Consider the following 22,355-nt stretch of genomic DNA (forward strand, 5'->3'; position numbering starts at 1 on the left):
GAGATGGGCGATGAACAGGAGCGTCACTTCGCCTTCCACTCGCAGATGTACCCCTGCGTCCAGTCGGTGCTGTCTGCCACATCGACCCAGCCGCCTTTGGGGCCCAGGGCAACATAGTTCTCATTGCCTTTCACATCGTTTGGCTGGCCGCGGTCCCAAGCCTGGAAAGTCATGGCGGAGCCATCGATCCATTTCCACACTTCCGAGCGTTCTTTGCTGGCGCCGATCATGAGTTTCCGGCCATTGGCCAGTTTTTTCAGGAACGCCTGGGTTTCCTGATTGGGAATGATGGCCAATTGCCCGCCGAGACGCTGGCATTTTCCCTGGCTGGCTTTCCATCCGGAGCCGTCGACGTAGGCCTTGTACCACTTGCCGTTGAAGTACACGGCGTCCTCGGGAATGCCCGCCGCCTTCTTGGGGTCGGCAGCGTGCAGAGAAGCCATCATCGAAAATATGCCGACGGCCGCGATCCAGGGGATCATGACCAGATGGACCGACAGAAACCGGCGTGTGAAAGAGGGAGCTGTATTCATGGCCTTGGACACCCTAACGCTTCAGAGATCCGGTCTTTTCATCAGACGTTACACCAAAACGGACCGCCGGAGCAAGGGGGCAGATGGCGCACCGCCACGGCGGACCCATGCCGCGATCCACGGACATGAGTTCCATCAATCAAAACCAGCCCGAGCACAACCACGACGACCTCGCGGGACCGCAGGCGGTCGACAAGATCCGGGAGTTGGTCGGCAAGGCGCAGACCTGCTTCTTCTGTACCAAGGTGATGGTCACCGGTTCCTCGGGCGCCCGGCCTATGAACGTGCGCAAGGTGGATGACAACGGAAGCCTCTGGTTTCTCAGCGCCATCGACAGCCATCTCAATCGCGAACTCGCCCGCGACCCCTCAGCGCATCTCTATTTTCAGGCGTCGCCGCATTCCGGATTTCTCCATCTGAATGGGAAGGCGCGGGTGACGCAGGATGCCGTGAAGATTCACGAACTGTGGGAACCGATCATCAAGACATGGTTCACCCAGGGCGAGCAGGATCCGCGCATCACCGTCATCGAAGTCATCCCCACCGAGGGCTACTACTGGGATGTGAAGCACGGCAACCTGGTCGCAGGAATCAAGATGATAATCGGCGCCGCGATTGGTGAGACGCTCGATGATTCGATTGAAGGAGCGATTAGGCTGTGAGGCGGTTCTCGGGGCCCTGAAGAGTCTTATGGCCCCGACCACTTGAGCTGGGATCGCATTTCCGGAGGCACCAATGCAAACAGCCCCCGGATGAGTCCGACTTGCTGGGGATACATCGAAGACAATTTGACGTCACATTTTTCGCAGTACCAGCGTGCCTGCCAATTGAGAAAATGGATGTCGTGTTCCACGAACTCTGGCTTGTACATCGAGTTGGGCAGGTTGTGAATCAACTCAGCCTCGTAGTAAGCAGAGCGGTCGCGCATTCGACGCCACCAGCCCAGTGAGGCGACGTTTCGCAGGTGCGGAAGGGTCCTGCGAAGCATGAACTCATAGATCTCTTGCTTGGCGGAAGTCATCGCTGCGATGATGGGTTCGCCTGTAGACTGAACTCACACCGGATACTCCCACGGTCCGCGATACTTCCGGGCCAACAACTTGCTCGCCTCTTCATCGCCGATGATGAGTTCCTTCTCGGCATCCCAGCGGATGCTCCGTCCAGCCTTCCATGAGAGCATGCCGAGCAGGGGCAGGCACGATGAACGGTGGGCGCTCTCGATGTCTGCCACCGGTTTGCGTTTTTGCTCGATGGCATCGATCAGATCCGCCCACAAGGCGCCGATGTTGTGGCCGTCACCTTGGGGCTCCTGAAGCTGGGAGTCGCCATGTGTGTTGGGTGTCTTGCCATCCGCAGGGTAGAAGGTCCATCCATCCTTCCAGCCGATGTGCAGCGTTCCCTTCTCACCGTAGAAGTAGCAGCCCACATTGTGATGTTCAGGACCGTTTCCAGCGAAGCGGCGGTGTTCCCACACGGCAGTGAAGTTTTCGAACTCGAACGTGGCTACCTGGTGATCCGGTGTGTCGGTGGTCTGCTCCTTGTCATTCAGGATGGCGGGACCGGCGATGTCGCGTCCGCCGGTGCAGTACACCGTCTTGGGTCCCTTCTCGCCGCTCCACCAGAGCACCTGGTCCAGCCAATGCACGCCCCAGTCGGCCATGGTGCCATTGGCAAAGTCCAGGAAACCGCGCCAGCCGCCGGGGTGGATCTTGCTGCAAAAGGGGCGGAGGTTGGAAGGGCCGCAGTACAGATCCCAGTTCATGCCCTTGGGCGGCTGGACGTTGGCCTTGGGGGCTTCCGGACCGCCTCTGCTGTGGGCGAAGCAGCGCACCATGCCCACCTTGCCCACGGCACCGCTCTTCAGGAAATTCATGGCCTCCACGTGATGCGGCCCGATGCGGCGATGCAGGCCCACCTGCACGAGCACTCCGGAGTCTTTGGCCGCATGCACCATCGCCTTGCTTTCGTTCACGGTGTGTCCGGTGGGCTTTTCCACCAGTACATGGGCGCCCGCCTTCACCGCAGCGATGGTCTGCAGCGCATGCCAGTGATCCGGCGTTGCGATGATCACGATCTCCGGCTTCTCCTTCTCCAGCATCTCGCGGTAGTCCTCGTACTTCTTCGGCGTCTCGCCGTTCTCGGCATTGACGTCGTTCACCGCATTCTCCGCCACGTTGTCATCCGCATCGCACACGGCGCACACAGTGACGCGACCGGAGGCGATGGCTTCGCGCAGGATGTTCATGCCCCACCAGCCGGATCCGATGAGCGCCGTGCGGTATTTCTTCCCAGACTTCTGCGCCAGGATGGGCACGGCGGAGAAGGCACTGGCCGCAGTGACAGCGGCGGTCGTCAGGAAGTGGCGGCGTTGCATGGGCGTGAGAATGGCAGGCGGATCGTGGAGAGGGAGAAATCGTGACGGAGTGGCGGATTCAGTCAAGAATCTTCCTGATGCGCCAGCGAATCGGCGAGGTTACCTTGGACGCCGCAGCACATGGAGACCGCCGAATTGATAGAACCAGGATTCACAGTGGCCGATGCCAATAGGCCGGACCTGACCACTACCGAGGGAAACCTGCGGATTCATTTCACCCAATGGAACGACGAGCCCACCCAGGTGTTGTTCGTGGATGCCATCGCTCATCGCTGGGGGGAGATCAATTGGGATGGTGAGTTGGAAGGGGAACACTTTGATGGTACCCACATCATCCATCAGTCGAAGTGGATGCAATCGCTTTTCGATTGCCGCGAGTGTGCCCCTGAGGCGGGGTACAAACACTACAGGCTTAATTTCAATGCGGCGGGGTCTCTTGAGGTTATTGCCCGAGAAGTGACTGTGGAGATCGGTGGCGACGGGACGACGGAATACTCTCCCGGCTAGCGCGAAAATGGCGGGTTGGGAAACCCGCCATCCGCTGTCCGGTCAGGAGACCCGACTTCCTGGAAACTTTTGCGTCCTTTGCGTTCTTTTGCGGCTATTCCCAACCGCATTGCTGGCCGACGACGCTCAGCTTTCTGGATTCACCGGATACCCCTTCTCCTCCCACCATTCCTCAAGTTCATCCGCGCCGAAGTCGGCCAGGATCTCACCGTCCACGTCGATGCTCGGGGCCTTGGTCTGGCCGGTGAGTTCGCGCATTTCTTCGCGGGCTTCCTGATCGGCAGAGACGTTCAGTGTCGTGTATTCGATGCCGTGGTCGTCGAGCCACTCCATCGCTTCATCGCACCAGGGGCAACCGGACTTTACAAACAAGCGGACATTCATGGGGGTTATTTGAGATTTGGATTTTTTTGGGGGTGAATTTTTGGGGAGTGAGACAGGCAATGAAGCGCTGGGGTTCAGCGCTTCCTCATTCCTGCGCTCAATGCAATTTATTTTGTCCGCAGATCGACACACACAACACTGCCTGAGGCATTCCGGCCGTACAGCAATCCGTTGGCGAGCACGGGTACGGTCCAGCATTTGGGGTCGAGCACCTGGCCACGTGAGAGTGGCTCGAATGCCTTCGGAGAGGCCTTGGCGACGACGAGTTCACCGGATTCGCACAGGAGGATCAGCTTGTCACCGGCGGCGATTACTGCTCCGGCCCCGGCGCTTTTCTCTTCCCAGAGCTGCCTGCCTGTCGCCAGCTCAATGCACTTCAGGCTGGCACCGCGATCTTCATTGCCATCGATGCCGTAGAGGTGGCCATCGATGAGGATGGAGGCGTTCATCTGATTGCGCATCACGCGGTTCTGCCACACCACCTGCGGTTCACTTCCGCCGAGCTTGAGCAGGGCCGCGCCCTTGTTGTAGCCGGAGGAAATGAAGGCATGACCCTCATGGATGACGGGGTCAGCAGCATTCACGCCGTAGCTCGTGGTCCACTTGTGCTCCCACACTTTCGCACCTGTCTTGGGATCGATGGCCACGTAGGCGCGTCCCGAGCCGAAGGTGAGCAGCGTCTTCCCATCCTGCTGGTAGGGCAGGGGAGTGGAGTAGCCGGCGTTTTCGTCCGGGGATTTCCACACAACCTTGCCGGAGGCCTTGTCCAGGGCCACGCCGTGCTCGCCGACATTCAGCACCACGAGATTTTCCCAAATCAGCGGAGCTCCGGTGTAGCCCCAGTCAGGGAGGCGGAGTCCGGTTTCCTGCTGGATGTTTTTCTGCCACACGATTTTTCCCGTGGCTGCGTCGAAGCAGAACATGTCCCCCCAGCGGCTGAGGTGATACAGCTTTCCATCTGCGAGAGTAGGGGTGCCGGTGGTGCCGCCCTGGAAGAACTTGTCCCCAAGCTCCGCGGGGTAGGTGTGTTTCCACACTTCCTTTCCGGTCACTGCGTCGAAGCAGAAGACAGTGTCCTTTCCATCCGCATGGCCCGTAGTGTAGACCTTTCCGTCCGCGACGACGAAGGACGAATAGCCCAGGCCCACGGATGCCTTCCACAGAATCTTGGGGGAATCCTTCCAGTCGACCTTCCAGTCGGTTTCCTTGGAGATGCCGTTTCTGTCCGGCCCGCGCCATTGGGGCCAGTCTGCCCCCATCACGCTGGCGAGGGGTAGGAAACAGAGAAGAGCGAAGTGTCTCATGGTACGCAGGATGGGTAGTGGCAGGTGGTGAGTGGTGGGCAGGGAATCAAACGGTGGAGCGGGCGTTCCGTAGGGACGCCCGCTCCACAGTAGGTGAGTGATGGTGGGTCACTGGCCGCGGCGAAGCAGCCAAAAGCTATTTCGCCTGCACCACCTTGCACAGATGCGTCTTTGTGCGCACGAAAATGGCACCATCCGCCACTGCAGGCGAGGCAGTGACGGGAGACTCGAACTTGCTGGAGGCAATCACCTTGAACTCCGGTGCGGCGGCAACCACGGTGACGTCTCCTGTGTCGCTGATGAAATAGATGCGGTCCTTGGTGGCAATGGGCGAGGCGACGAACTTGCCTGGCGAGATGCGCTCGCTCCACACGTCCTCACCGGTCTTGGGATCGGCGCAGGTACCCACGGCGGCTCCGGTGGCCTGGAAGATGTGGCCATTCAGGAGGATGGGACTGGAGAGCACGGCATTGCGCTTGGCGCGGTCCCAGAGGATGCGTGGCGTCTCGGTGAGATCTCCTTTGGCGTCCTTGTCCAGCTTCAGCGCGGTGAGATGGGAGCGCTCGGAACCAGTGTTGATGTACACGATGTTGCCATCCACCACGGGGCGGGCTGAGGCGTTGAACTCGGTGTGACGGATGGTCCAGATTTCTTTGCCCGTCTTGGCGTCATAGCCGAACGCGGCGCGGGAACCCACGGAGATGACCTGCCACTGCCCGTCCACATTCATCAGGGTCGGGGTGCCGTAGGCCTTGCGCAGATCGCCGTCGCGGGTGGGTTTGCCTTCCTTGTCGAGGTCGCCGTAGTCGGTGGTACGGTTGGTCGTCCACACGGTCTTGCCCGTGTCCTTCTCCAGCGCGGTGACAAATTGTTTGTCGATGCCGTCAAAGGTGAGGATCAGGAGATTCTCAAACAGCACCGGCGTGGAGCCCGGACCGCGGAAGTGACGCACATTGATGTCACGGCGCTGCCAGATGACCTTGGCCGTCTTGGGGTCCAGCTTCGCGGTGCCATACGTGCCGAAGTGGACGTACACACCGGTCTCATCCATGGTGGGCGAGGGTGCGGCGTAGTTGTTCACCGGATTGCCCAGTTCTTCCGGCGCTTCGTTTTCGAAAAGAAGCTTGTGGTGGACAATCTTTCCGTCATGCCGGTTGATGGCATAGACGTACATCTTGTGGCCATCTGTGGTGGCGGAGGTGAACCAGACCAGATCCCCACCGATGATGGGGGAGCAGTGGCCTTCATTCTCGATGGGCGTCTTCCACGCAATGCCCTTGCCGCTCGCTTCGTCCCACTCCAGCGGCAGCTTTGCCCATTCGGACTCCGGAATCTTCCCGTCGCGCGTGGGTCCCTGGCGGTCCGGCCAGAAGAGGGGGGTGGTCGCTGGCTCTGCGAGCAGCGTGCCGCAACTGAGCAGGGTGGTGAGGAGCGCGGGCAGTTTCATGCAGGGTAGGAGAGCACAAAAAAACGCACGGCAAAACGAATGTCTTGCCGTGCGGGATAAATGGTTTCGAAGCGACCTTATTATTTACTCTGCCGCAAGGTACTTCTCCACGAGTTCCTCGAGCTTGCCCCGTGCGTTGGTGCTCACCACCATGCCCTTCTTGTCCACCAGCCACATCGCGGGAATGCTGTTGATCCCATATTTGGTGGAAATGTCGTTTTTCCAACCCTTGCCATCGAAATACTGGGGCCATGCCATGCCCTTGTCCTTCACAAAAGCCTCCAGCTTGGCCTTGTCCTGATCGAGCGAAATGCCCACGATCTCGAAGCCCTTGGGATGCAGCTTTTCATAGGCCTTCAGCACGTTCGGCATTTCCGCCACACACGGGCCACACCACACGGCCCAGAAGTCGATGAGCACCACCTTGCCTCGCATCTTGGAGAGATCGATTTCACGGCCATCCACGGCGGTGAATTTCAGATCCAGGGGTTTGTCTTTGATGCCTGCGAGCGCGGTGATGGATTTGAGCTTCTGCTCAAACATCGGGGCAAACTTGCTCTGGGGATTTGCCTTGAGATAGGCCTCGGCGTCCTTGGCCCAGGCCGTTTCGCCGCCGGGCGATTCGTCCAGGTTCTGGACCCTGTTGACCAGCTTCATGCCCGTGGCATTTGCCTTCATCTCGGCGGAGGCGTCGGGCGCGTTGAGAATTTCGTCGGCCAGCTTGTCCGCAGAGGGAGCATCTTTCTGGCCCACGAAGTCGCGGGCGCGTGAGATTTCCAGCTCGAAGTACTTGGCTTCCCAGCGTCGGGCATCGGTCGGTGCCTTCTCGCTAAACGCCTTGGCTGCGGCGTCGTATTCGGCGAGTCCCTTCTTCAGCATCTCCACCGCCTCCTCCCGGGACTTGGGGCGTGTCTCCGGCTGCTTGATGCTCTTCATGGCCGCTTCTACTTTTTTCCAGCTTTCGTCGGCAGCGGCGTCGGCGAAAATTTGAGGGACGGCCAGGGCATAGGCAGCGGCCAGGAGGGTCAGGATGCGGGCTTGCATGGGGACAAGGTACAGGCAGCTTCCGAAGCACGGCAAGCATATCTCCCGGGCGGCGGGTGAATTCCTCCTGAAGAAAGCGCACGGCGGGAGCGTTAGCAGCCTTCTGTCATGTCCACCTTCTCCTCTTTCTCTCTTTTGGCCGTCATTGGCATGGGCTTCATCACGCTGTCACCTGCGCACCTCTGTGCTGAACTGACGGATGAGCAAAAGAAGGTGCCTCTGGAGGTGGATACGAAGGATGCATCGCTGGCCAAAGTGGTGCTGCTGGCAGGCACTCCCAGCAATAAACCCGGACAGCACGAGTATTTCGCCGGCTGCGCTCTCATGCTGGACTGGCTGAAGCAACAACCCGGTGTGTGGCCCGTGATGGTGGCGGAGGGCTGGCCGAAGGATGAGTCGATTCTCAAGGGCGCCAAATCCGTGGTCTGCTACATGGATGGGGGTGACAAGTTTGCCTTGTTGGAGCCTGCTCGCTGGCAGCGCATTTCCCAGCTCATGGATGAAGGCGCCGGGCTCATCATGCTGCACCAGGCGGTGGAGGTGCCTGAAGCTCAGGCGGCTCAGTTCAAGTCCTGGATGGGGGGTGTCTGGCAGAAGGACATTGGCAATCGTGGTCATTGGGACATGAGCTTTGATAGCATCCCGCAACATGACACCACGCGCGGGGTGAAGCCCTTTGCCGCACCGAAGGACGGATGGCTCTTCAACTTGCACTTCGCGGACAGGGGCGTGACGCCACTCCTCACCGGTCAGGTACCGGACAAATCCCGCACCACGGAAGATGCGAAGTCACACGCTGGTCGCGCCGAAGTCATCGCCTGGGCCTATGAACGCGCCAATGGCGGGCGCAGCGTGGGATTCACCGGATGTGACCTGCACTCCGCGTGGGGCATCGAGAGCCAGCGGCGCTTCATGGTGAATTCGATTCTCTGGGCATCGAAACTTCCCGTGCCGGACGCAGGCACCACGGTGCCAGCCTGCAGCGATGACGATTTGAAGAAGAACTGGGATCGCAAGGCTCTCATCCTCCGCGGCAAGCCCGCGCAGCCAGCCGCAACTTCACCTACTGCCAGCACCACCGGAAACTCCCAATGAACAAAAAGGCACTGTCACTGACGTTCTGCACCCTTCTCAGTCTTACAGCACCCGCGGTGTGGAGTGCAGAAACCGAAATCGTCGATGCCCTCAGGACGGGTCAATTCAATGTGAAAGTGGTTGGTGACCACGCCACGGAGATCGGCTGGGGGAAGGGAGAATGGACGCCCGAATTGTGGAACAAGCTTCCGGAGTTGCCGGAAATGTCGCTGGTGCGTGGCACGGCGAAGTTTGCCGATGCCAAGGCGCTGGAGGTGCTCACGAAGCTGCCAAAACTCCATACGGTCTATTTCAACGCCACGATCTTCGATGACTCGGGCTTTGCCGTGCTCGCGAAGTGCAAAGAACTGCAGAGCATCTCGCTGGATCACAACTTCATCATCAGTGGCAGCGGAGCGGGCGCGCTCAAGGATTTGCCGAAGCTGAAGTCGCTGCGTTTCGGCGGCTGCACGAAGATGACCAGCGAAGCGGCAAAAGCTTGCGCACAGCTTACCCAGTTGGAGTCCCTTCAGTTCTTCCACATGGGGGCCAGTGATGAAGACGTGGCCACGCTCCTGCCACTCGCTGGAAATCTGAAAGCCTTCGTGGTTGCCTCGCAATTCAACGGTGAGTTGAGCGGAGCTGCTTTGGAGCACCTGGCGAAGTTTAAGAATCTGGAGTCGCTCAAGTTTGGCGAAGTCGTGGTAAGCTATGATGGTGGACTGAAGCATCTGGCTACACTAAAGAACCTCAAGAAACTGGAGCTCGACAAGGTCGGCGCCAGCGAGGAGGACATCAACAAGCTGAAGGCGGCGCTGCCCGGCTGCGAGATCAAGTGGACCCCGCCATCTGCCCAAGAAGCGGAACGCTATCAGAAGAGTCTCGCCAAGCTGCGTGGAAATTCTTAAGCTACGATTCCTTCATTTTCACGAATCCCATGAAACGTTCTGCATTCCTTTCTCTCCTTCTGGCCATCGGGCTGTGCGGTTTTTCGCACGCCCAGGCTCCGTCCAAGCCCACCACCGGTCTGCAACTTTACAGCTTGCGCAGCCAGACCGCCCTGCGTGGCGTGCCGTGGGTGCTGGATAAGGTGAAGGAGTTTGGCATCACCGAACTTGAACTCGCTGGCACGGGCAACCTCACACCGGAGCAGTTCAAAGCAGAGGTGGACAAGCGCGGCCTCAAGGCCGTGAGCAGCCACTTCCCCTACGGACGCTACAAGAATGATCTCGCCAATGTGGTGAAGGATGCAAAGGCGCTCGGCATCAAATTCGCCGGCTGCGCCTGGATTGATCACAAGGATGCCTTTGATGAAGCCGAATGCCGCGATGCCATTGCGGTGTTCAACAAGGCCGGTGAGGCGCTCGCGAAGGAGGGCATCACCTTCTTCTACCATGCGCATGGTTATGAGTTCCATCCACACGGAAGCGGTACCCTGCTGGATCTCCTCATCACCGAGACGAAGCCGGAGTACGTGAGCTATCAGATGGACGTGCTGTGGATTGTCTTCCCTGGTCACGATCCGGTGAAGCTCCTCGAGAAATACGGCAACCGCTGGAAGCTGATGCACCTCAAGGACCTGAAGAAGAACGTGGCTACCGGCTCGCTCTCCGGCAAGACGGATGTGGAGAATGATGTGACGCTCGGAACCGGTCAAACGGACTGGCCTGCCGTGCTCGCTGCTGCGAAGAAGGTGGGTGTGCAGCATTACTTCATCGAGGACGAATCCTCCACGTCCATCGATCAGATTCCCCAGAGTCTGAAGTTCATGAAGACGCAGGGTTTTGAGTGATTGTAGAAGGCTTCTCCAGAAGCCTTTTTGCGGCCTGATTATCCCCTTGGCAGCCACGTCGTTCTGCGATGTGGCTGTTTACGTTTCAGACGTTTTGAAAGGCTTCTGGAGAAGCCTTCTACGTTGTTGCGCCAGCTGCCAGCGCCATCGCATCAATTTCAGTGACCACCGTGGCGAGCTGGCGATAGACCATCGCATCGTCCGGTGAGATGTTTGCGGGAGGCGCCGTCTTTTGCCACGAGTCTTTCGGTGAAGGTACACCCGACTCCAGGCTCTTTGCCAGCCCTTCCATCGTTTCTGTGATGCTGGTCACATAGGCGTGTGGAATGGCGAGCGGATCCCCTGCACGATGATTCAAATGCTGACCTAGCACGGTGATGGCGCGGGTGAGTCGCTGATTATAAGTCGTCAGTGCCGCGATCTGCTCAACGTCACCTCGTCGCTTCGAGGGTTCGCTGAGCAGGCGTTGCAAGGACGCCACAGCCTGGCTGTTCGCACGCTCGACCGTGCGCTTGGCCAGCACCGCGGCGCCTGTGAAGCGGTCCCCCTTCCCGAAGTGCTCGACCACTGATTCCAGATAGTTGCGATTCGCCCGTAGAGCAGCGGCCACGTAGCGCGGTGCCTGGGACTGCTCCCATTTCGGCCAGAGCAGGAAAGCGGCAGCGAGTGAGAGCATGCCACCGGCGAGTGTGGCGAGCAGCCGTTCCACAGTGAAGTCAAGATGCACGGGGATCATCGACTCCGTCATCAGCACGATCATGAGGGTGACGAAGAACACGGCATAGCCGTAGCGACGACGGACGAAGTACGCGAAGCAGAACGCCATGACCGACGCGCAGAGGATGAAACCGGCGGCAGGCATCTTCACCCAAAGAAGCAGGCTCCCCACGGTGCTGCCTGCGAGTGTGCCAAAGAGACGTTGACCCAGCTTCTGCCGGGTCGCGCCGTAGTCAGGCTGCAACACCACCAGCGCCGTGAAGGCAATCCAGTGCCCGCGCGGAATCTGGAACCACTGATGAATCGCCACCGCCACCATGAGCACCGCAGCGACGCGAAAGGTGTAGCGTACCAGCGTCCAGTCGAACTGGGCTGGAGGATTCACCCACGCGCCGAGTGAACGCATCGACATGCCGCTCAGGTCTGGCAGACGCAGCGCAAATCCGGATTGCGGCGTGCCGTGGTCGACGGTCTCCCGGAGCGTCAATTGCACTGTGGGTAGCAACTCGCTCACCATGGCAAGCATCTGTCTGGCCTGCAGCACTTCTTCATCTTGGAGTGCCAGCGATTGCAGTCGGGTATCGAGCACCTGGAGCAAGTCACCGGCGCGGCGGATGCGCACATCGAGTGCCATCAATTGCTCCGGCCGATGGGTGATGACGGTGAGTGCTCCAGAACGCAAGGCGCTCGCGAGGGACCGCAGTGCAGAATCAAAGCTGGGCCCAACGGACTTGAAGTCATCCCGCGAGCGCAGGGTCTCCATGGCCGTGTGGAGAGCCGTGGTACGGGTGGCCAGACGTGCGGCCAGTTGCGTCGTGTCATCCAGATGCGCGGCCAGACTCTCACTGCGCTGGCCCATGGTGGTCGCGATGACATGCAAGGTGCGGTCGACGGTGGCGCGCAGGGCCCCCTCTTTCTCGGGGACCTGCTGCACCGTGGGCTTGCCATCATCCGTTTCAGAGCGCATGGCCGTCACGAGATCTGAGGCCGCCACCCAAGTCTCTGCCACTGCATGCCGCACCGCATGTTGCGGACGGAAGAACCAGCCGGCCAGTTGCACCAGAATGCCGCCCAGCCCACCCAGGCACGTGGCTGCCATTAGGTGCCAGGCATGTGACCAGTCACCCGGCTCGGACATGGCCAGGAGAAAGAAGAGTCCGGACGCCAGGGCAAAGTTTGGCCCGTAGTCTCCGCTGAGGTACCTCCAGCACCCCGCGAGCATGGCCAGCACACCAATGGCCAGCACGGCGGTGATGAGGTGATTCCCTGCCATGGCGCCCGCCCATGCCGAGCAGGCAAGCACCGCCGTCAGCACGAGAAGAATCGCCGCCCGTGCGCGATAGTCACCTCGGACATCGAGCAGAGCCACATTCTGCGCGGCTGGCGCCGCCATGATCACTGCCCAGGGGTTCCCCGTCAGCAGGCAGAGAGACCAGGCCCCGGCCATCGCCAGCGAGCTGCGTAGCGCACGGGCGACATCTGTCGTGAGCATCGAGTGCTCAAAAACCTTCCCTGCCCTGGTCGAGTCGTGAGGTGAGGCCATGCTGCCTGCGCACTCTATAGCCAAACCAGTGGCATGGCAAAACGAGTGCGCAGGAGAGGATGCTTTCGACGAGGACTATTTGGCCGCCGAAGCCGCAGGCAGGGGCACCTGCGCATAAGTCTGCAGGTAGGCGACAAGGTCACGCTGCTGCTGCTCATTCAGCGTCAGGAGCAGGCCTTCCGGCATGAGGGACATGGGGAATTCCTCCTGCTTGGCAATCTCTGTGCGTTCCACCGTGGTTTCCTGGCCCACCATTTTCAGCGTAACGGTGCGCTGGGTCTTGGCGGCCACATTGCCGCTGAGGATGCGGCCATCCTTCAGGGTCATCACGGTCATGCGATAGTCCGCGGCAACCATGGCGCTGGGGTCCACGATGTTGTCCAGCAGGTAGCTCAGATCATGGCGACCGCTGCCGGTGAGGTCAGGGCCAATGTGATTCCCCTGGCCGTACAGTGTGTGGCAGGCGGCGCACACGTTGTTGAAGACAAGACGTCCCGCGTTCACGTCGGCTTTTGCCAGGGCATCCTTGGTAAGACGGGTCTTCAGGTCGGCGATGAGCTTCTTCTTGTCTTCGCTCGATTCACGCTGCTCGCCCCAGGCTTCAGCCAGTTTCTTGGTGAGGGCTTCATCGTTGAAGCCGCGAATCTGGCGGGCTTGCATGGCAGTGACGTCCGCACGCTCGATGCGGCCGGCGGCGAGGGCATTGAGCAGGGCGGCGGCGAATGCAGGACGCGACACAAGCGTGTCCAGCACGGCGGGACGTTCGGCGGGGTAGAACTTGCGATAGTTCTTCACCAGCAGTTCGCCGATGGCCGGGTCATCGAACGCGGCCAGGCCACGTGCGGCCACCGTGTTCAGACTGCGCACATCCAGCAGGGATTCGCAGGTCTTCCGGAGATCCGCATCCTTGGCATCGATGAGTGTCTTCAGCGCGGCCATGCGGGCGTTCACATCAGCATTGCCATCCTTCACGATGCGCTTCACTTCGTCGAGGGCGCGTCCATCGCCGAAGAGGACGTTCAGGTCACGCAGCTTTTGGTCGAATGTGTCGCACTTCAGTGAGGCAACTCTGGCAGAGAACTTATCCCACGCCTCTGGTTTTTGTGCCTTGCGCCAGCCAGTGAATCCCGTGGTGAGGCCGCGCAGAATGGCATCGGTGGTGTCGAGCATGTTGCGTCCCTCCTGGTCTTTGGCAAATACCAGCAGCGTGTTGAGCGCCGCAGGATTGGTTTCCATGTCCTCAGCAGTGCGGCGGGCGATGAGTTCGGTGACCAGCGGGATGCGGCATCCCTTGGCGAGATTCACCAGATCCGTGGCAGGCAGGTCACGAATGCCAAACCAGTACATGAGCGGCAGGTTGTGGTCTTTGGCGTCCTCTCCATAAGCGACGAGGGCGCTGGCAAGCTTCAGCTTCTGGGCATCATTCCACACCGAGAGCGTTTCGGCCCAGGCCAGGCGCTGGCGGGGAGTGGATGCCGCAATGTGGGTGACGGCTGTGTCGGCGAGCTCTTCGAAATACTTCTCCATGTTCGCCTTGTCCTTCTCAGAAGCATTTGGAGGCATCGCGCCTGCCATCTTCTTGTTGTAGGTGTAGACCAAGTGGATGGCCGAGGATTTCAGCGCATCGTCCTTGGAGGCGAGCCATTGATCCAGGTGGGACTTTAGGTCTGCCATCGTGGCACTCATCACTTCCTTGGAGGAGGCGTCGAAGATGTAGCCTGCAGTCCACACGGAGCGGAGTTTCGTGCGCGTATCTGACGCGCCATCGTGCATGGCCAGCAATTGCTTGATGGTCGCAGTGAGGTTGCCTCCCTTGATGGCGCGCTCACGGAGTTCCCACCGTGCCATGCGCACCAGCCACTCATTGTCGCTGAGCTGGAGCTTCACGAGTTCTTCATCGCTGAGCTTCGTGAGGTCCGCTTCCTTGGGCTTCACGGCATCGCCGTAGGTGATCTTGTAGATGCGACCGGAGTTGCGATGCACGCCGTCGTTCTCATGGCATTCACCGATGTCGCTCCAGTCGAGCATGTACACGCCACCATCCGGCCCGTATTGAATTTCGATGCCGCGGAACCAAGGGTCGGCGGTCTTGAACATGTCTGGCTCATGCTTGGCCACATAGCCGCTGCCCTGCTTTTCGATGCGCTCCACATTGGCGCGGCGTCCGTGAAGATTCAGGGTGAAAACTTTTCCGCGGTACTCCTTGGGCCAGTTCGTGCCCTGGTAGATCATCATGCCTACGTGGGCGTGACCACCGCCGAGCTCGTCGTGTTTGTTGCCGGAGGCGTTGCGTGAGTCTGTCCAGCTCTTGCCCGTGTCCCAGTGGTAGTGATCCGCGTGCTGGTCGATGAGGCCATACACATGCTCATAGGGAGGCTCACCGTGCATGCGCTTCAGGAACGCGCCGCGCATGCCGTGCCAGAAATGGCCGATGACCGTGTTGATGAAAAACATTTCGCCATTCTCATCCCAATCCATGCCCCAGGGATTCGTGGTGCCATGGCAGTAGGGTTCGTAGATTTTGCGCACAGGATGGTAGCGCCAGATGCCGCCGGCGGTGGGGAGACGATTCTCCTTCGGGGTGCCGGGAACATCGATCCACGAGGTGCTGCTGATGCCAATACGGCCATACAGCCAGCCATCGGGACCCCACTTCAGGCCGTTGGCGAAGGTGTGGCGGCTGTCGGCCTTCGTCTCGAATCCATCCAGCAGCACCTGCGGTGGGCCGTCCGGCACATCATCGCCATCCTTGTCAGGAATCCAGAGCAGGTGGGGAGGGCACATGGCATACACACCACCATAGCCGCGCTCGATGCTGGTGAGCATCTGGGCTTCGTCCCAGAAGATCTTGCGCTCGTCATAGCGGCCGTCGTTGTTCTTGTCTTCGAAGATGAGGATGCGGTCCCGCAGCTTCATGTCGAAGCGCTCCTTGCTGTCGGAGTAGGTGTAGTTCTCCGCAATCCACAGGCGTCCCTTCTGGTCCCATGTCATGGCGATGGGCTGCATCACATCCGGCTCCGCAGCGAACACCGTGGCCTTGAACCCGGGCGGAAGCTGCATCTTCGAGAGCGACTCCTCCGCCTTGGCATACGGGATGGTCATTGCCTGGTTGTCCGTGGGCGTGGGGAAGTCCGCCCGTAAGGTAGGGGCGGCGCAGGAGAGGGCGAGGGCGGCAGCAGTGGAGATGCCGGGGAGAGCTGAGCGTCGGAGCATTATGAGAAGAACGGGTGGTGCGGAGAAACTTTCGGGGTCTTCGCAAGAAAACCCCCGGGGCGCAAGAGGGGAAACCTGCTCGTCCCGCCGGTGATGCGGGCCGGCAAAAAATGAGCCAATCACTTCAACGGTAGCGCGGCATTGGCCTGCCAGGCCATCACATACGCAGTGATGTAGAGTCCGAGGACGAACGCTGCGGTGATCCACTTCCCCAAAGAAGAGCCCTTCTTCAGAATCGGCGCCTCAGCAGCGTTGTATTCGCGGAAATCATCCTGCTGGGAGAGGTAATTCCAATCGGACGTGTGGATCGCCTGGCGTATTTTTGCTTCGAAGTCGTTCAACTTGTCCACGATGCGCTCGTATCCGTGCTTCGATTTGAAGTCGATATCGCTGCAATGTGGACCACTCCCAAATTCCATCTTGAGATTGGTCATCGAGTAAAAGCCGTTCACGTATTCTGCGGTGCCCTTCAATTTCGTCAGCGTCCAGAGAGGCCAGAAAGAGACTTCATTGCCCTCGGTCTTGATGATGTAGAGCGGCGTGATTACCAGCCAGTCCTTCAGTTTGGAAGTGAAGAGCTTCCAGGTGCTGAGAACGATGCCAATCTGAATCAGGGCTGCGACCAGCGTCACCACACCCAGCCAAAATTCGGTAGAACCCTTCCACCGGGCGTTGAATCCATACCCCACCACGTACACCATGGGGAGCAGGGCAATGAAGCACAGGACCACCCTTGAGCCGGACAAACTCGTGTCGATGGCAAATTGCCCGCTCCGGTTGGCGTCCAGGCGCTTGAGGAGACGTTCTTGTACTGGCGGAGGCAAGGCGTGATAGTGGGCATGACCAGCCTCCAGCCGGCCGAGCTTGGCGGCCTCCGCAGCCGGGGGCTGGATGCTGCCCAATCTGCTTTGGTGGGGTGGATATTCTCGGTTGGAATCCATGAAATTGTCTCCAGAATACTAGTTGTCGTCCTGCCTCTGAACGGCGGCGACTATGAACAAAGAATGGAGTAAATCAATGCTCGCCACAGCCGCTGTAGGTTGACGTTGCCTGTATCTTTGGCCCCCCCGAAATCATGACTCCTGTCCAGCACCTCAATGCCCTCCTGGCCCGCCCGGAGCCGCTGCTGGCCCTTGCCCCCATGCAGGACGTGACGGACCTGCCTTTTTGGCGGCTCATGACGGCCTACGGCGGTGCGGACGTGTACTACACGGAGTACTTCCGCGTCCACGCCGACTCCAAGCTGGAGAAGGGCATCGTGCCCTCCATCGCGGAGAATCCCACCGGCATGCCTGCCGTGGCGCAAATGATTGGGAATGACATTCCCTCCCTCGTACGCACGGCAAAAGAGCTCCAGCAGTACCCCATCGCCGCCGTGGACCTGAATCTCGGCTGCCCGGCACCCGTGGTGTACAAGAAGTGCGCCGGCGGCGGCCTGCTGCGCGAGCCGGAACGCATTGATGCCATCCTCGGCGCCCTGCGCGATGCCGTGCAGGTGAAGTTCACCGTGAAGACCCGCATCGGCTTTGATGACAATGCCGTCTTCGACCGTCTCCTGCCCATCTTCGCGAAGCACTCCATCGACCTCCTCACCGTCCACGGTCGCACCGTGCTGGAGATGTATCGCAGTGACGTGCATTACGACTTCATCGCCCGCGCCGTGCAGGCGATGTCCTGCCCGGTGCTGGCGAATGGCAATGTCTCCTCCGCGAAGAAGGCGGAGCAGATCTTGCAAGAGACCGGCGCGCGTGGCCTCATGATTGGCCGTGGAGCGATTCGCAATCCGTGGATGTTCCAGCAGATCCGGCAGCATCAGCACGGCGAGCCCATCCTGCTGCCTCGTGGCCGCGACGTCCTCGCGTACATCCACGCCCTCTACGATGCCGTCACCTCACCTGAAGTGCCTGAAACCTTGCAGGTGCAGAAGATGAAGAAGTACCTCAACTTCCTCGGTCTCGGCGTGGAGCCTAGCGGCGCCTTCCTGCATGCGATGCGTCGCGTGAAGACCAAGGCCGAACTCTTCGCCCTGTGTGCTGAGCATCTGGATCACGGGGATGAGATGTCACTGGAACCTTTCGAGCTGGACTTGCAGGCGAAGGACGTGCTGGCGGGGGTGCACCAATAGCGGTCGTCACGCGAGCGTAAAAAAACCGGTCTGCGTGCAGACCGGTTTTCGAAAAGGAATGTTGGAACGAACTTAGTTCGCGCGGCCCAGGTAGCTGCCGTCTTCGGTCTTCACGCTGATCTTGTCGCCGCGATTGATGAAGAGGGGGACCTGCACGTCGAGACCGGTTTCCATGGTGGCGGTCTTGTAGACGTTGTTGGCGGAGTCGCCACGCACGCCTTCGGGAGCCTCGGTCACTTCCATCACGATGGACGGGGGAAGTTCAATGCCGGCCACGACTTCGTCCGCAAAAACGATGAGGTACTTCTGGCCTTCGATGAGGTACTTCTTCACGTCCTTCACCTTGTCGTCGCCCAAGAGTACGTCTTCGAAGGTCTCGGGGTGCATGAAGTGGTAGCCGTCGCCGTCCTTGTAGCTGTACTCGTGGGAGTCACGGTTCAGGTTCACCGACTCCATGGACTCGTTGGAGGTCATGCGCAGGTTGTACACCTTGCCGATGGTGATGCTGCGGATGGACATCTGGACGTACGAAGCCATGCGCGGAGGCGTCTTGAGTTCGTAGTCGGAGACGACGCAAATGTCGTTGTTGTGACGAACAGCGTGACCTTTGCGGAGATTGATGACGGGGACGGAAGCCATGGGAGGGCGGTACTTAGAGAGGAATGGGGCAATTGCAACTAGGGAAAGGAGGCGGGGGAGGTGGATTGCCGCGGGCGGGTGGGGGCAAGTGTACAGTGTTCAGTGTTCAGTTTTCAGGATGAGGGGGGTACGGAAACTTAAACGATGCGGAGTCGGTTCCTGAAAACGACGTCTTTTTCACGGCTTCTTCGCCAGATCGGCCACCGGCAGCTTGCAAAACGCCTGCCACATCTCCTCGCACTTCTCCTTGGCTGCCACCCCCTCATGGACCCAGAGAGCCCAACGCCCTCGGAGTGGGGTGGTGTCATTCACGGTCAGAGCACCATTGCGAGAGAAGCAGGCGCACATCCAGCCGTCCTTGCGCACGTGGAAGTCAGTGGGGTTGTAGGGATTCTGCGGGTGGTTGAAGAGAGTGATGCCGGCGAAGCCTTTTTCGTCGTTCGTCAGGCGACCGCTGTAGTCGCACCAGCGTGCGGGTTTCTCATGGATCTGCTCCTCATTAATCTGGCCCTCGGAGTTCAGGATGCGCCCGCCGCCATCGGCCGTGCCGAGCTGTTTTGCCATGCGCACACCCACCAGGCCGAAGTTGTTCTGGTCAAAGGTGGTCGTCTTGCCCTTCGGCGCGGTGAATTCGCTGTCGATGATGAGCAGCCATGAGGTGGCATCCGGCAGCAGCTTCAGTTCCGTATGGCGCTTCTCGAGAAGAAGGATGCGCTGGTCGCGCTCAGAGACCCAGTGATTCAGGGTCATCATGGAGGCGGAGTCCTCACCGTCCCAGTACCCCAGCACGTTCTTCACACGGATGCTGCCGTATTCGTTCTTCCCGCCATTGTCCTTTTCATCTGACCAGAAGCTCACGCCATCCACCGAGTTGTGTGTCATCCACACACCGTAGTGGTGGCGGTGCCCATGCGGATCATGCGGATGCCCCATGCGCACCAGGGAGGGCGCCATGGTCGTTTGAATGGGGTACCAGAACGGTCTCTTCGCCTCCGGGTCGAAGTGGAAGCGTGTCAGTTCCTTTCCATCCAACTGGAAGCTCGCCTGATGGTCCGGCAGCGGCAGCACCTGCAGGCGTGGCACCGGCTTGGTGTTGGGAATGGTGGAAGTGTCTTGAGAAAATGCGGGGAATGCGAGGGCTGAGCAGCAGAGCAGGGCGAGAGGAAGCGTGCGCATGGGAAGCCGTGAGGAAGGTTCCCGATACAGGACGCAGTCCGGGACAAGAATCCTTCATCAACGAGCAGCGCCCAGGTCGATCACTTCCGGAGCACATTCGGATCAAAGAGACGTCCCAGCTGCAGGTAGATCCCTACATCCCCACCTTCCGCGACACCGGCGCCTAGATAGAGCCCACCGAAGACAGTATCTGCTCCCAGGAAGATGCTGCCCGCAAGGGTGCCCTCTTCCAGGTCGAATCCGCGACCTGGTCCCCACACCTCACCATACTCTGCGGAGAATCCTGCATAGATGCCACGGCCTGTGGAGGGATTCAGATCCATGACTTTGCGATAGTAGACCAACTCTGCGACCGCATAGCTCTCCCCAAACAACACACCCGGCGCCAGTCCGGAGAGGTTCAGGAAGCCACCCAGCGATCCTTGATCGTAGAGCGGCACGTCGTCACCATCGAGCTTCACTGAGCCACTGATACGCGGCACGATGGTGTTTTTCCCGAAGGTTAGTGGCTTGTAGACCTGTCCGTACAGCCTGGTGTAATCCGCCACATCCCCCAACTCCCGACGTGAGGCCGCGACGGATACCTGACCGTAGAACCCCTGCGTAGCGAAATTGGGAGAGTCCAGGGTATCCACCGAGAGATCTGCGTGAAGCCATCCTCGGTCGCCTTGGGTGGGCACATCATCAGGTACACCGAGTCGTCGATGAATCTCACTCGATCCGCCGGCATAGCCCACACGGAACTCACCCGCCTGCCACAGGCGCATTCCCACATCCACGCCGCCGATGTAGTCCTTCTGGCGGAAGCGCATGGGGTCATCATCCTCGCTTCGCGCATCAATGAAGGAGCTGGATGCAAGTCCATGTACGGCCACAAAGAATCGACGCTCGGGATCCAACGGCTGGTACCATTCGCTGCGGATTTGGGTGGTTGTTCCCAGGCTCAGGTAGTTCACCCATTCTGCTCCCCAGCGATTCAGGTCCGTCATGCGATGAGCGAGCAGCAGGTTGTAGTCGCCTTCGTCCGTGGAGCTGTAGCCAAAATCGAGCCCGAAATGAATCTGGTGCCGGCCGGCTCTCGGTTCACGCGCTGTGATTAAGAGCCCGCGGCTGCCACCTTCCTCAATCACCTCATAGTCGCCGACGTCGTATTGGTGAAACTCCCCGAGGTCCGCGACGATGTCCTGCATGTGAATCCTCGCGTCCTCATCATTCAGGAGGAAGTTGAAAGGGCGCCTTACCGGGTGATTGGTCACACGACCGTCCGGAGTGCGCACTTTGACGAAGTCGACCATCACCGCCTCCTCACGGGCGAGTCTTTGCCGGGAGAGGTAGCGCTCGTAGGCTTCAGGTGTCAGGGAGAGGCGGGAAAGCTTCTCCCGGGATTTCATGGTTTCCGCGTAGCCGACGGCAATGCCCTCCACGCCTTTCGCGAAATCCATCGCCGAGATGTCCGGCACAATCGTGCGCAGCAGCACATCGTCTGGCTTGAGGAGTTTCTTCTCCAGGTCCATCTGGTTGTTCAGCAGGATGGACACCACCTGCAGGGCCATGTTGTCGGCGGTATCCAGTTGATCCGCTTTCTTGAGCGCCTCGGTAGCATCCACGGCGATGATTACATCCGCGCCCATGTCTTGCGCGGTGCTGATGGGCAGGTTGCTGGCGGAGCCGCCGTCTGCCAGGAGTTTGCCATCACGTTCCACCGGGAGGAAGATGGCCGGAATGGACATGCTTGCGCGGATGCATTGCACCAGGTCGCCTTCGCCCATCACGACCTTGTTACCTGTCTGGATGTCGGTGGCGATCGCGCGGAAGGGAATGGGCAGGTGATTGAAGTCGTGCACATCGCGGACCGGAACGGTGAGCTTGCGCAGGCTCGCCATGATGTTCCGTCCCGAAACGAAGGCGGCCGGAAGTTTCAGCGTGTTGTTTTTGATTTCGAACTCCACGCCCTGGTTGAGCGCAAAGCCACGATCCTTGGTGCGTAGAGATTCGCTCTCGCGTGGCAGGCTGTCCGAGAGAAGGTAGTGCCAGTCCGCTTCGCGAAACCAACGCTCAATCTCTTCGGGTGGCATGCCGCTGGCGTACAGTCCCCCTACGATTGAGCCCATGCTCGTGCCTGCGATGTAGTCGACCGGTACTCGCAGTTCCTCCAGGGCCTTGAGCACGCCGATGTGGGAGATGCCAAAGGCCGCGCCGCCGCTGAGCACCAGGCCCACTTTGGGGCGTGCGCTATCGCCCCCTTTCGCGACAGGCTCCTGTGCGGTCACAGGCTGCATGATCGTGGCCATCAAGAAGAACGCCGTGGTGAGAGCGGTGGTGTGTTTCATTGCTCCGTATTGCGTCCGATGATGGGAGGTTGCATGGAACGATGTAAAGAAGAAACGGGAGTCCGGTGATTTGGACTGCTGGAGCAAGCTCCAGCAGTCCAAGTTCGCCGCCATCTCAGGCAGCACGGCGATGATAAATGTCCCCGAGCCTTG

Annotated in this window: 19 protein-coding genes; 6 read left to right on the forward strand and 13 right to left on the reverse strand. The window is 59.8% G+C overall.

Annotation, left to right across the window (positions count from 1 at the left end; genetic code table 11):
* Positions 1 to 23 precede the first annotated feature (23 nt).
* A complete protein-coding gene (locus DES53_RS01660) occupies positions 24 to 482 on the reverse strand; it encodes a C-type lectin domain-containing protein (RefSeq protein WP_170156778.1) in 459 nt (152 codons plus the stop codon).
* 134 nt (positions 483 to 616) lie between these two features.
* Here DES53_RS01660 and DES53_RS01665 point away from each other — a divergent pair, with 134 nt between their 5' ends.
* Positions 617 to 1,195 carry a pyridoxamine 5'-phosphate oxidase family protein gene (locus tag DES53_RS01665; protein ID WP_211325410.1) on the forward strand — a complete coding sequence of 193 codons (579 nt, stop codon included), beginning with the start codon at positions 617 to 619 and terminating at the stop codon, positions 1,193 to 1,195.
* A gap of 26 nt (positions 1,196 to 1,221) precedes the next feature.
* Here the strand turns inward: DES53_RS01665 and DES53_RS33395 are convergent, their stop codons facing one another.
* Together DES53_RS33395 and DES53_RS01675 are read right to left on the reverse strand one after the other, a co-directional pair.
* Positions 1,222 to 1,554 (reverse strand): zinc ABC transporter substrate-binding protein, encoded by a 333-nt coding sequence (locus DES53_RS33395; RefSeq protein WP_113956471.1) that lies wholly within the window; start codon positions 1,552 to 1,554, stop codon positions 1,222 to 1,224.
* A gap of 33 nt (positions 1,555 to 1,587) precedes the next feature.
* Positions 1,588 to 2,907: a Gfo/Idh/MocA family protein gene (locus DES53_RS01675; protein ID WP_113956472.1), complete on the reverse strand. Its 1,320-nt coding sequence runs from the start codon at positions 2,905 to 2,907 to the stop codon at positions 1,588 to 1,590.
* A 120-nt stretch (positions 2,908 to 3,027) separates the two neighbouring features.
* On the opposite strand from DES53_RS01675, the gene DES53_RS01680 reads away from it, so the two are divergent.
* Positions 3,028 to 3,414 (forward strand): hypothetical protein, encoded by a 387-nt coding sequence (locus tag DES53_RS01680; protein WP_113956473.1) that lies wholly within the window; start codon positions 3,028 to 3,030, stop codon positions 3,412 to 3,414.
* Positions 3,415 to 3,540: 126 nt separating this feature from the next.
* Here DES53_RS01680 and DES53_RS01685 read toward each other — a convergent pair whose 3' ends face one another.
* The 4 genes from DES53_RS01685 to DES53_RS01700 form a co-directional block, all read right to left on the reverse strand.
* The gene (locus tag DES53_RS01685) at positions 3,541 to 3,798 is read right to left on the reverse strand and encodes a glutaredoxin family protein (protein WP_211325411.1); all 258 of its coding nucleotides are present in this window, start codon (positions 3,796 to 3,798) and stop codon (positions 3,541 to 3,543) included.
* A 107-nt stretch (positions 3,799 to 3,905) separates the two neighbouring features.
* A complete protein-coding gene (locus DES53_RS01690; protein ID WP_113956474.1) occupies positions 3,906 to 5,102 on the reverse strand; it encodes a PQQ-binding-like beta-propeller repeat protein in 1,197 nt (398 codons plus the stop codon).
* 136 nt (positions 5,103 to 5,238) lie between these two features.
* Positions 5,239 to 6,549, reverse strand: a complete 1,311-nt coding sequence (locus DES53_RS01695) for an outer membrane protein assembly factor BamB family protein (RefSeq protein ID WP_113956475.1) — start codon at positions 6,547 to 6,549, stop codon at positions 5,239 to 5,241.
* An 84-nt stretch (positions 6,550 to 6,633) separates the two neighbouring features.
* Positions 6,634 to 7,593, reverse strand: coding sequence for a TlpA family protein disulfide reductase (locus DES53_RS01700; RefSeq protein WP_113956476.1), 960 nt, complete (start codon positions 7,591 to 7,593; stop codon positions 6,634 to 6,636).
* A 108-nt stretch (positions 7,594 to 7,701) separates the two neighbouring features.
* Here DES53_RS01700 and DES53_RS01705 point away from each other — a divergent pair, with 108 nt between their 5' ends.
* From DES53_RS01705 to DES53_RS01715, 3 genes are read left to right on the forward strand one after another with little or no spacing between them, the layout of a single operon-like run.
* Complete coding sequence (locus tag DES53_RS01705) at positions 7,702 to 8,688, forward strand: ThuA domain-containing protein (RefSeq protein WP_113956477.1); 987 nt, start codon at positions 7,702 to 7,704, stop codon at positions 8,686 to 8,688.
* Positions 8,685 to 9,575: a leucine-rich repeat domain-containing protein gene (locus tag DES53_RS01710; protein ID WP_113956478.1), complete on the forward strand. Its 891-nt coding sequence runs from the start codon at positions 8,685 to 8,687 to the stop codon at positions 9,573 to 9,575. The genes DES53_RS01705 and DES53_RS01710 overlap by 4 nt, the downstream gene beginning before the upstream one ends.
* Positions 9,576 to 9,604: 29 nt before the next feature.
* A complete protein-coding gene (locus DES53_RS01715; protein ID WP_113956479.1) occupies positions 9,605 to 10,459 on the forward strand; it encodes a sugar phosphate isomerase/epimerase family protein in 855 nt (284 codons plus the stop codon).
* Between the two features lie 118 nt (positions 10,460 to 10,577).
* Here the strand turns inward: DES53_RS01715 and DES53_RS01720 are convergent, their stop codons facing one another.
* The 3 genes from DES53_RS01720 to DES53_RS01730 all read right to left on the reverse strand — a co-directional run bounded on the left by DES53_RS01720 (position 10,578) and on the right by DES53_RS01730 (position 16,873).
* Positions 10,578 to 12,668 carry an FUSC family protein gene (locus tag DES53_RS01720; protein WP_170156779.1) on the reverse strand — a complete coding sequence of 697 codons (2,091 nt, stop codon included), beginning with the start codon at positions 12,666 to 12,668 and terminating at the stop codon, positions 10,578 to 10,580.
* 126 nt (positions 12,669 to 12,794) lie between these two features.
* Positions 12,795 to 15,932, reverse strand: coding sequence for a PVC-type heme-binding CxxCH protein (locus tag DES53_RS01725; protein WP_113956481.1), 3,138 nt, complete (start codon positions 15,930 to 15,932; stop codon positions 12,795 to 12,797).
* Positions 15,933 to 16,051: 119 nt separating this feature from the next.
* Complete coding sequence (locus DES53_RS01730) at positions 16,052 to 16,873, reverse strand: hypothetical protein (protein ID WP_147263147.1); 822 nt, start codon at positions 16,871 to 16,873, stop codon at positions 16,052 to 16,054.
* A 134-nt stretch (positions 16,874 to 17,007) separates the two neighbouring features.
* Between DES53_RS01730 and DES53_RS01735 the strand changes: the two genes are divergently transcribed.
* Complete coding sequence (locus DES53_RS01735) at positions 17,008 to 18,057, forward strand: tRNA dihydrouridine synthase (protein ID WP_211325412.1); 1,050 nt, start codon at positions 17,008 to 17,010, stop codon at positions 18,055 to 18,057.
* Positions 18,058 to 18,129: 72 nt separating this feature from the next.
* Here the strand turns inward: DES53_RS01735 and efp are convergent, their stop codons facing one another.
* From efp to DES53_RS01750, 3 genes are all read right to left on the reverse strand, one after another.
* Positions 18,130 to 18,696, reverse strand: coding sequence for an elongation factor P (gene efp, locus DES53_RS01740; RefSeq protein ID WP_113956483.1), 567 nt, complete (start codon positions 18,694 to 18,696; stop codon positions 18,130 to 18,132).
* Between the two features lie 177 nt (positions 18,697 to 18,873).
* On the reverse strand, positions 18,874 to 19,872 hold the full coding sequence (locus DES53_RS01745) for a DUF6807 domain-containing protein (RefSeq protein ID WP_113956484.1): 999 nt from the start codon (positions 19,870 to 19,872) through the stop codon (positions 18,874 to 18,876).
* An 80-nt stretch (positions 19,873 to 19,952) separates the two neighbouring features.
* Positions 19,953 to 22,202 carry a patatin-like phospholipase family protein gene (locus DES53_RS01750; protein ID WP_170156780.1) on the reverse strand — a complete coding sequence of 750 codons (2,250 nt, stop codon included), beginning with the start codon at positions 22,200 to 22,202 and terminating at the stop codon, positions 19,953 to 19,955.
* Between the last annotated feature and the right edge of the window lie 153 nt (positions 22,203 to 22,355).

The sequence above is a fragment of the Roseimicrobium gellanilyticum genome (genome assembly GCF_003315205.1).
Taxonomy (GTDB): Bacteria; Verrucomicrobiota; Verrucomicrobiia; order Verrucomicrobiales; family Verrucomicrobiaceae; genus Roseimicrobium; species Roseimicrobium gellanilyticum.